General features: G+C 33.4%; 12 protein-coding genes. 5 read left to right on the plus strand and 7 right to left on the minus strand.

The features are described 5' to 3' along the window. Together RMN92_RS13695 and RMN92_RS13700 are read right to left on the minus strand one after the other, a co-directional pair. Positions 1 to 944 (minus strand): FAD-dependent oxidoreductase (locus tag RMN92_RS13695; RefSeq protein ID WP_309610001.1); only part of this gene is annotated, 944 nt, incomplete at its 3' end. Next, positions 941 to 2,086, minus strand: coding sequence for a HAMP domain-containing sensor histidine kinase (locus RMN92_RS13700; RefSeq protein ID WP_309610002.1), 1,146 nt, complete (start codon positions 2,084 to 2,086; stop codon positions 941 to 943). The genes RMN92_RS13695 and RMN92_RS13700, both read right to left, overlap by 4 nt. A 102-nt stretch (positions 2,087 to 2,188) precedes the next feature. Here RMN92_RS13700 and RMN92_RS13705 point away from each other — a divergent pair, with 102 nt between their 5' ends. The 3 genes from RMN92_RS13705 (at position 2,189) to aat (ending at position 4,181) form a co-directional block, all read left to right on the plus strand. After that, positions 2,189 to 3,064, plus strand: coding sequence for a flavin reductase family protein (locus tag RMN92_RS13705; protein WP_309610003.1), 876 nt, complete (start codon positions 2,189 to 2,191; stop codon positions 3,062 to 3,064). A gap of 2 nt (positions 3,065 to 3,066) precedes the next feature. Further along, positions 3,067 to 3,441, plus strand: coding sequence for a DUF3127 domain-containing protein (locus RMN92_RS13710; protein ID WP_309610004.1), 375 nt, complete (start codon positions 3,067 to 3,069; stop codon positions 3,439 to 3,441). An 83-nt stretch (positions 3,442 to 3,524) separates the two neighbouring features. Continuing rightward, a complete protein-coding gene (gene aat / locus RMN92_RS13715; RefSeq protein ID WP_309610005.1) occupies positions 3,525 to 4,181 on the plus strand; it encodes a leucyl/phenylalanyl-tRNA--protein transferase in 657 nt (218 codons plus the stop codon). 179 nt (positions 4,182 to 4,360) lie between these two features. Here the strand turns inward: aat and RMN92_RS13720 are convergent, their stop codons facing one another. Next, positions 4,361 to 4,918, minus strand: a complete 558-nt coding sequence (locus RMN92_RS13720; RefSeq protein WP_309610006.1) for a DNA-3-methyladenine glycosylase I — start codon at positions 4,916 to 4,918, stop codon at positions 4,361 to 4,363. 66 nt (positions 4,919 to 4,984) lie between these two features. On the opposite strand from RMN92_RS13720, the gene RMN92_RS13725 reads away from it, so the two are divergent. Further along, complete coding sequence (locus tag RMN92_RS13725; protein ID WP_309610007.1) at positions 4,985 to 5,593, plus strand: thioredoxin family protein; 609 nt, start codon at positions 4,985 to 4,987, stop codon at positions 5,591 to 5,593. A gap of 2 nt (positions 5,594 to 5,595) precedes the next feature. On the opposite strand, the gene truB is transcribed toward RMN92_RS13725, so the two are convergent. Genes truB through RMN92_RS13745 form a run of 4 tightly spaced genes read right to left on the minus strand, consistent with a single transcriptional unit; the run spans position 5,596 to position 8,217 of the window. Further along, entirely contained in the window at positions 5,596 to 6,282 is a 687-nt protein-coding gene (truB, locus tag RMN92_RS13730) for a tRNA pseudouridine(55) synthase TruB (protein WP_309610008.1), read from the minus strand. Beyond that, positions 6,282 to 7,067: an undecaprenyl-diphosphate phosphatase gene (locus tag RMN92_RS13735; RefSeq protein WP_309610009.1), complete on the minus strand. Its 786-nt coding sequence runs from the start codon at positions 7,065 to 7,067 to the stop codon at positions 6,282 to 6,284. The genes truB and RMN92_RS13735 overlap by 1 nt, the downstream gene beginning before the upstream one ends. After that, entirely contained in the window at positions 7,067 to 7,303 is a 237-nt protein-coding gene (locus RMN92_RS13740) for a DUF3098 domain-containing protein (RefSeq protein ID WP_309610010.1), read from the minus strand. The genes RMN92_RS13735 and RMN92_RS13740 overlap by 1 nt, the downstream gene beginning before the upstream one ends. Before the next feature lie 38 nt (positions 7,304 to 7,341). After that, positions 7,342 to 8,217 (minus strand): permease-like cell division protein FtsX, encoded by an 876-nt coding sequence (locus RMN92_RS13745; RefSeq protein WP_309610011.1) that lies wholly within the window; start codon positions 8,215 to 8,217, stop codon positions 7,342 to 7,344. A 294-nt stretch (positions 8,218 to 8,511) separates the two neighbouring features. Between RMN92_RS13745 and RMN92_RS13750 the strand changes: the two genes are divergently transcribed. Continuing rightward, a partial coding sequence (locus tag RMN92_RS13750; RefSeq protein ID WP_309610012.1) for a class I tRNA ligase family protein occupies positions 8,512 to 10,187 on the plus strand: 1,676 nt, incomplete at its 3' end.

The following is a 10,187-nucleotide window of genomic DNA, read 5'->3' on the forward strand; positions in this document are numbered from 1 at the left end:
TTTGGCAAAATAATTTCTTTTAACATTTGCTCCAAATTATTTTGAATGAGTAAAGTTTGCCCAAATTCTGATGTATTTTCTGTTTCAAAATCTAAATTTCTGCCACCACCGATCAAAATTCTATCATTTATATTTCTAAAATAATAGTAACCTTTATCCAAATGAAAAGTGCCTTTAATGTCTAAATTTTTTATAGGTTCAGTTATCAAAACTTGTGCTCTAGCTGGTTTTACTTCATGATTTGTCAGTTCACCTGCAAAACCATTGGTGGCAAAAAGAATTTTTTTAGTAATAAAATTAAAACCATTTACACTAATTTCAACATGGTTTCCATTGTCTAGAAAATCAGTGACATTTTGATTGTTTAAAATTAATATGCCTTTTGAATGTGTTTCTTTTAGCAAAGCTTGCATCATATTTCCAGTGTCAATCTGACCTTCAAAAGGATTAAAAATAGTATATTCTTTGATATTATTAAATCCAAATCGGTCTATATTTTTTTCAAATATTTCGGCTTTAAAAATAGGTTTTAAAATCTCATTAATGAAAGGTAGTTTTTGCAGGCATTCATCATAAGTAGATTCGTCATTTTTTAAAAACAATTCATAGCCTCCATACGGTTTAAAATCAATGGTTTGATCGCCTAGTTTTTTTCGCAATAATTGAAAACCATTCCAACGCTTGTGGATGAGTTCAATAACTTCCTCTTCGGAGTGTGATTTTAAATCATCAATAATTTCTGAAAGACTTCCAAAACAAGCAAAACCAGCGTTTTTTGTACTAGCGCCTTCTGGTAATGTTCCTTTTTCAAGGATTAAAATTTTACTTTCAGGAAATTTTTCACGCAAACGCAAAGCACAATGAAGTCCAACGATGCCGCTTCCTACAACTGTATAATCAACATTTGTAAACCAATTTTTGAGTTCCCAATAGCTGTAATTCATCGTTTGAAACTTATTTGAATGGTAGATCCTTTATTGATTTCAGATTGTAGCACTTTTATTCTTCCTTTGTGGTATTCTTCAACAATACGTTTCGTTAAAGAAAGTCCCAATCCCCAACCTCTTTTTTTGGTGGTAAAACCTGGTTCAAAAATAGTTTTATATAGCTTTTTAGGAATTCCTTTTCCTGTGTCCGATACTTTTATTTTTGTAATGTGTCCATCATCTTCAATAATTACAGCTATTGAACCACGACCTTTCATGGCGTCGATAGCATTTTTAATTAAATTTTCAATCGTCCAACTGTGCAAGGTTGGATTTATAGATATAGGTATTTTATAATCTGGAGCCTTAAATGAAAAAATTACATTTTTAGAAAATCTAGATTGCAAATATTCATAAGCTTTTTGGGTTTCTTCAACCAAATCTTTTTCTTCTAGGCTGGGTTCTGAACCTATTTTCGAGAACCTGTCGGTTATGTTTTGAAGTCTGTAAATGTCTTTTTCAATTTCTTCAACCGTATTGGAATCTACATTATCGGCTTTCATAATTTCGACCCAACCAATGAGTGATGATAATGGTGTGCCAATTTGATGCGCAGTTTCTTTTGCCATACCAGCCCAAAGTTTGTTTTGACCAGATATTTTTGAAGTTTTGTAATAATTATAAACCAAAGCTCCAAACAAAAAAATGATAAATACCAGAGCAACAGGGTAATATTTTAATTTATTTAGTAAAGGTGAATTTGCATAATATAAATACTGAAATTTCCCTTTTACATATTCAATTTCAATTCTTCTATTGTCACTTTTAAATTTTTTAATGAGTTTTTTTGCTTGCAATGTGTCTTTGATAATTTCATCGTCAATATTTTTACTACCTAAAACAGAATTGTCACTATTGGTAAGTATCAATGGAATAGTGGTATTGTTCTTTATAATTTGAAATGGCAGTTCCACATCGATATTTTCATTTACATTCATCAATGTTTTTTGTGCTTGCGCCCAAACTTCCATTTTCAAACGCTCTTCGTTTTTAAAGATCTGAAAAAAAGTGTAAGTATTCCATAAAATTAACAGAATAATCAGGAACGATGAAGTTATCAAAATCCATCTTGTATTGCTACTTCTATTGGTAAATTGCATACTTTTCTTAAAAATGTAAATATATAAAAAATGATGAGAATGAGAATTAAATTCGTAACGTGAAATAAAAAGCTTTTATTACTTTTGTAAAAACAATTCATTATGTTGAGTATTTCTCCAAAAGACATTACCATTGCACAATTACAAGGCTATTTACAAGGTGCAGTAAGTCCCAGACCTATAGCATTTGCGAGTACCATGGACAAAAATGGAAAACCCAACTTATCACCTTTTAGTTTTTTTAATGTTTTTAGTTCAAATCCACCTATTTTAATATTCTCGCCAGCAAGAAGAGTTCGCGGAAACACGACCAAACACACTTTGCAAAATGCTCAGGAAACAAAGCAAGTTGTCATCAATGTAGTGAATTATGATATTGTCCAACAAATGTCGCTGTCAAGTACAGAATATGCCGAAGGTGTGAATGAGTTTGTAAAATCTGGATTGACTCCCATTCCATCTGAATTGGTAAAACCGTATCGAGTGGCTGAATCGCCAGTACAATTTGAATGCAAAGTCAATGAAATTATAGAATTGGGTCAAGAAGGCGGCGCAGGAAACTTAATTATTTGTGAAGTATTAAAAATACATATCAACGAAGCTGTTCTGGACGAAAATGGAAATATAGACCAGTATAAAATAGATTTGGTTTCTAGAATGGGTGGCAACTGGTATTCACGCTCCAATCAAGGACTGTTTGAAGTGCCAAAACCCATATCGACGCTAGGAATTGGGGTGGATAATATTCCAGAATTCATCAAAAAAAGCCCTGTTTTTGATGGAAACGATTTAGGAATGTTAGGAAATGTTGAAGCCTTGCCTAGTGAAGAAGAAATTATTATATTTGTAAACGAAAATTTTGCAGTAAAAGGCGTTTTAAGTTCAGATGATGAGCAAAAAGTGCACTTGAAAGCAAAAGAATATTTGAATAATCAAGACATACTTTCTGCTTGGAAAGTATTGTTAGCAAAAAAATAATCATGGAAGTTACAGGAAAAATCAAAATGGTTGGCGAAGCCAAAAACGTAGGAAGCGGAAGTTTTTTGAAAAGAGAGTTGGTAGTTACTACCGATGAGCAATATCCTCAGCATATTCTTGTTGAATTTGTACAGGATAAATGCGATTTATTAAACAATTATCAAGTTGGAGAAGCAGTAAAAGTTTCTATAAATTTAAGAGGAAGAGAATGGGTTGATCCACAAGGAGTGACCAAATATTTCAATGCTATTCAAGGTTGGAGAGTGGAACGTTTGGCTCCGAATGCACCATCGCAATCGCCACCAATGCCAACAGCTGATACTTTTGAACCAGCCACAAATTTTAAAGAAGAAGAGCACGACGATTTGCCTTTTTAAATAGAACGAACAATAAAATTAAAAGTTAGAAGTAGGAAGTTGAAATCTTTTGCTTCTAACTTTTTGTTTTTTATCATTTTATTATGCAATATTTAACCGAAGAATTATATTTTCCACCCATTTCTGAAACTTCACCCGAAGGAATTTTGGCAGTGGGTGGCGATCTTTCAACAGAAAGGTTGCTATTGGCTTATGAAAACGGAATATTTCCGTGGTTTAACGACAACGAACCTATTTTATGGTGGTGTCCGCCACAACGAATGGTATTGTTTTTTGACGAATTGAAAATATCGCACAGCATGCGAAATACAATTAACAAAAATATTTTCAAAGTTACTTTTAATAAATCTTTTCAAGCAGTATTATTGGGTTGCCAAAACACCAAAAGAGAAGGTCAAGTTGGCACATGGTTAAGCGATGATATGATGGCTGCTTATTGTAAACTTCATGAAATGGGAAAAGCCATATCTGTTGAGGTTTGGCAGAATGATGAACTTGTTGGCGGTTTATATGGTATAGATTTAGGACACATTTTTTGTGGAGAAAGTATGTTTTCCAAAGCAAGCAATGCTTCGAAAATGGCTTTTATTTATTTGGTCAACTATTTAAAAGAAAATAATTATAAACTATTGGATTGCCAAGTTTACAACGACCATTTGGACAGTTTGGGTTGCAGAGAAATTCCAAGAGAGGAGTTTTTGACAATATTAAAAGATAACCCGTTGGGTGCAATTAATTAAATTAACTAAAAAATTGATTTACTATTAAAATAAAATCTATTATAACCAAAATGTCAGTCTGAGCTTGTCGAAGACCCAATTAAATGACACTTCGACAAGCTCAGTGTGACAAAATTGTAAAAATTTAGCTATAAAAAAATAATTAATCCAACGGGTTAAAAGATAACAAAATCCAATAATTATATTCTAGTCCAACAATCCAAAACATGATCATTAACCATTCCCGTGGCTTGCATGTGCGCATAAATCACAGTGGAACCTACAAATTTGAATCCGCGTTTTTTTAAATCTTTACTTAAAGCATCAGAAATTGGAGTTGTTGCTGGAACTTCGGACAATGATTTCCAATGATTCACAATAGGTTTTCCATCCACAAAACCCCAAATATAGTTGCTAAAACTGCCAAATTCTTCTTGAATTTTCATAAAAGCAACTGCGTTGGTTATGGTAGCTTTTACTTTAAGTTTATTTCTAATAATACCAGAATTTTGGAGCAATTCTTCTTCTTTTAAAGTATTGTATTTTGCAATTTTTTGATAATCAAAATCTTCAAAAGCAAGTCTGAAATTTTCTCTTTTATTTAAAATAGTAATCCAACTTAAACCAGCCTGAAAAGTTTCTAAAATTAAAAACTCGAAAATGCTTGCATCATCGTAAACAGGCTTTCCCCATTCTTGATCATGATATTCTTTGTATAAATCTGAGGACAAACACCAACCACAACGATTGCTTTCCATAAATTTTATTTTTATCTATTTGTATGATTATAATAATCGTAAATTTACATAAATAATAGTCAGATTATGAAAACAACCATCGCACAAAGTTTTATACATAGTATTTCATATTCTGACTATCGAAATAAAGTAACCAAATTGCTTGAAAGCGGAAAAGTTTCAGGAAACGAGCAATCTGAAGATTTGCTACATTATACAAAACTAAATGAAGTTAGAATGAACAGATTGGACAAAACTATTCATGTTGATGATGCAATTTCAGAAGAATTAAATTCTTTGAGGCATCATTATTATTGGTTGGTTTTGTCTGAAGGTTGGTGTGGCGATGCCGCACAACTGTTGCCTATTTTCAATAAAATGGCTATTTCTACAGATAAAATTGAACTCAAAATCTTATTCAGAGATGAAAATGAAGAATTAATGAATTTTTTTCTGACTAATGGCGGAAAAGCGATTCCGAAAGTACTCATTCTTGAAAAAAATAATTTAGAATTGAAAGGAACTTGGGGTCCACGACCAGAAGGTGCTTCAAAACTAATTAAAAGCTATAAGCAACAATATGGCGTGGTCGATGAAACAGCAAAAAAAGAACTACAGCTTTGGTATTTGCATGATAAAGGATTGAGCACTCAAAATGAATTGCTTGACAAAATGAAACATTTACATAGTTTTTAACTTTAAAAGAACTTATCAAACAATTCCACCTCAACCGCATTTTTGACATCATAATTGCCAATTTTTGTGCGTCGCAAAACTGTTAAATACGCACCAGATTGTAATGCCAATCCAAAATCATAAGCCAATGATCTAATGTAAGTTCCTTTGCTACAAACAACTCTAAAATCTATTTCTGGCATTGCAATTCGTGTAATTTCAAATTCATGAATGACTGTTTTTCTCGAAGCAATTTCTACTGCAACGCCAGCGCGAGCATGTATGTACAATCGAACTCCATCTTTTTTTATGGCCGAAAATACGGGCGGTTTTTGATCTATTTCACCTAGAAATTGTTTTACAGTTTCATGAATTAAGGCGGCGGTAATGTGTTCTGTTGGAAAAGTAGCGTTTATTTCGGTTTCTAAATCGTACGATGGTGTTGTGGCACCAATACAAAAAGTACCAGTATATTCTTTGGCTTGCCCTTGAATTTCAGAAATGTTCTTGGTGAATTTTCCAGTACAAACTATCAATAAACCGGTAGCCAATGGATCCAATGTTCCAGCATGACCAATTTTGAATTTTTTAGGCAATCCCAATTTATTGATCAGCGTATATTTCAGTTTGTTTACGGCCTGAAAAGAACTCCATTTTAAAGGTTTGTCTATCAGTAAAACTTGTCCGTTTAAATAATCTTCGGGAGTCATTAAATAATGGTAAGCGGATGAATAAAAAAGTGAATAAGCAACAACACAATTCCAGCTACAATTCTATAATAGCCAAAAATCTTGAAACCATTTTTACTCAAAAAACCAATAAATGTTTTAATAGCCAAAAGTGCAACAATAAAAGCGACAATATTTCCAATTATTAGTATATTTATTTGATCATCAGTCAATACAAAACCAGCTTGATAATAATCGTAACATTTTTTTAATGTTGCACCAAGCATGGTTGGAACCGCCAAAAAAAATGAAAATTCAGCTGCCGATGTTCTAGCTAATTTTTGTGACATGCCTCCTACAATACTCGCACCACTTCTAGAAACCCCAGGAATCATAGCAAAACACTGAAACAATCCAATTTTAAAGGCTTTTGAATAAGTAATTTCTGTATCTGATGAATTGTTAAACCAATCATCAACTTTTAATAAAATGATGCCACCAATTAAAAGAGAAACGGCAACTGTAACAGGACTTTCTAATAAACCGTCAATTTTTTTACTAAAAAGCAACCCTAAAATTACCGCAGGAATAAAAGCCACCAATAACTTAAAATAAAAATCTACTGTTTGAAAAAATCTTTTAAAATATAGAACCACAACCGAAAGTATGGCGCCCAATTGAATAACAATAGTAAAAAGTTTGGTGAAATCTTCTTGGGCAATTCCAAAAAAAGAACTTGCTATAATCATGTGTCCAGTGGAAGAAACTGGCAAAAACTCTGTAATTCCTTCAATAATAGCGAGAATAATAGCCTGTAAATAATCCATTACTGTTTTTTAGGATTTTTCAGAATAGAATATATTGTGATTCCAAAACCAATTAAAACCAAGGTTGGAGCCAATCGAATTCTTCTAAAATTGAAAATTTCCTGATTAAAAAAAGCTGGATTATTGCTTCCGCCTCCGGACATTAAAACAAATCCGACAGCAATCACTGCTATTCCTATAAATAAAATTTTATAATTAACTTTTTCAAAAAGAAATCCTTGTTCTTTATTTTCCATTTTTCTTGTTTTTAAAATCTAAAATCAGCAATCTAAAATTAATAAAGATCATCAGTTCTTAAATTCAAAAATCGTTGCGTTGCAAAATGTGTACTCAGCCAAGTTATCAAAACCCCTGTTCCAAAAACGCCAAGCAAAATAATTCCTATAGTCAATTTGTCGTGAAGAATGCCTAGGTTTGGAAAATTCCTATCAAGATAAATTAGAATCCCCACTAAGGCAACAATTGCAATTCCCGCACCAATCATGCCCAATTTTACACTTCTCCAAATAAATGGTTTTCGAATAAATGCTTTCGTAGCTCCTACCATTTGCATGGTTTTTATAATAAAACGGTTGGCATAAATAGACAAACGCATCGAACTATTAATTAATAGAACAGCAATAAATGCTAAAAATCCGCTAATTATCAAAATCCACAAACTCACTTTTTTAATATTGTCATTTACTAAATTTACTAGTTGTTTGTCGTAAACTATATCGGCAATGAGTTCGTTTTCGCGAAGCTTTCTTTCTATGTTTGCAATACTATCTGCCACAACATAATCCGCTTTTAAATGTATATCGTATGAATTTTGCAATGGATTTACACCCAAAAATTCCAAAAAATCTTCTCCAATAATATCGGTGTGCTCTTTGGCAGCGGCATCTTTTGAAACAAATTTATAGGTTTTAGCATATTTCGAAGATTTTAATTCATCAGTAAAATTTGCTAAACTAGTGTCTTTGGCTTCATCTTTAAAATAAACCGACATGGCTATGCCTTCTTTAAAATCGTCGGATAATTTTTTTGAATTAACAATAAAAAGCGCCAAAGCGCCTAGTAAAAACAAAACTAAGAAAACACTTAAAATCACAGAAAAATAAGAAGTAATCAATCTGCGTTTTTGGAATTTATCGAAAGAGGAACTCATAGTAATTATATTATTGTGTAAAAATAACAAACAATTTCTTTATACAAAGTTAATAACGCTCAAAGTTTCAAGTTTCTTATAATAAATGTAAATTTGCACAGAATTTTTAGGAGCACAACATTGTTTTTCTAAACAAAATCACACCCGCTATCCGCCACAATCTGTTATTGCGAGGAAACAAAGCATTTTCCTGATTATTTACAATATCGCAACAACAGGATTTTCGCTACTATCGGGGCTAGTAAAGAAACAAAATATTTATAATTTTAGCAAAATTGCAACTTTGAGATCAATATGAAATATAATCCAAACCAAATTGAAGCCAATTGGCAAAAATACTGGGCAGAAAATCAGACTTTTGCTGCAAGCAATAACTCAGACAAACCAAAATATTATGTGCTGGATATGTTTCCATACCCATCTGGTGCTGGTCTGCATGTTGGTCATCCGTTAGGATACATTGCATCAGATATTGTGGCAAGATTCAAACGACACAAAGGTTTCAATGTTTTGCATCCGCAAGGTTATGATTCTTTTGGTCTTCCGGCGGAACAATATGCCATACAAACAGGTCAACATCCAGATAAAACTACCAAAGAAAACATTGCAAGATATAGAGAGCAACTGGATAAAATTGGATTTTCGTTCGATTGGAGTAGGGAAGTGCGCACTTCAAATGCCGACTATTACAAACACACCCAATGGATTTTTATTCAATTGTTCAATTCTTGGTACAATAAATCAACAGATAAAGCAGAAGATATTTCATCTCTAATTACTATTTTTGAAATGGCTGGAAATGCAACAGTTCATGCAGTTTCTGACGATAATGTCGAAATATTTTTCCCGTCAGATTGGAGATTTTATTCCGAGGAGAAAAAGCAACAAATACTATTGCAATACCGATTAACCTATTTGGCTGAAACCGAAGTCAATTGGTGTCCAGGATTGGGAACGGTTTTAGCAAATGACGAAATTGTAAATGGCGTTTCCGAGCGTGGCGGTCATCCTGTGATTCGTAAAAAAATGACCCAATGGAGCATGCGAATTTCTGCCTACGCCGAACGTTTGCTACAAGGTTTAGATACAATCGATTGGAGCGAAAGCATCAAAGAAAGTCAACGCAATTGGATTGGAAAAAGTGTGGGAGCGATGGTTAGTTTTAATTTAGAGCCAAGAGCCAAGAGCCAAGAGCCAAAAGCTATTGAGGTTTTTACAACAAGACCCGACACCATTTTTGGCGTTACTTTTATGACATTGGCTCCAGAACATCCATTGGTTCAAGAAATTACGACCGATGAATGTCGTCAAAATATAAACGAGTATATTGAAAAAACAGCCAAGCGTTCGGAACGGGAGCGAATGGCCGATGTAAAAACCATTTCAGGAGTTTTCACCGGAGCGTTTGCCGAGCATCCGTTTACCAAAGAACCCATTCCAGTTTGGATTGGCGATTATGTTTTGGCGGGTTACGGAACTGGCGCGGTCATGGCTGTGCCTTGCGGCGATGAACGAGATTATGCTTTCGCCAATTTCTTCAAAGGCAAAGCCGGAATGCCAGAAATAAAAAATATTTTTGAAGGAATTGATATTTCCACAGAAGCCTATGGCTCAAAAGAAAATGTAATTATTGCCAAATCCGATATTTTAAATGTATTGAATTACAAAGAAGCCACCAAAAAAGCCATTGAAGAGCTGGAAAAAATAAAACAAGGAAAAGGAAAAACCAATTACCGATTGCGTGATGCTGTTTTCTCTCGTCAACGATATTGGGGCGAACCGTTTCCAGTCTATTATGTGAATGGATTGCCACAAATGATTGATGCGAAACATTTACCAATCAAACTGCCAGAAGTCGAGAAATATCTACCCACCGAAGATGGACAACCACCATTAGGAAATGCAACGGTTTGGGCTTGGAACATTGAAACCAATGAAGTTGTCAGTTCGAGCGCAGTCGAGAACAAAAC

Source organism: Flavobacterium sp., assembly GCF_031363805.1.
GTDB lineage: Bacteria > Bacteroidota > Bacteroidia > Flavobacteriales > Flavobacteriaceae > Flavobacterium.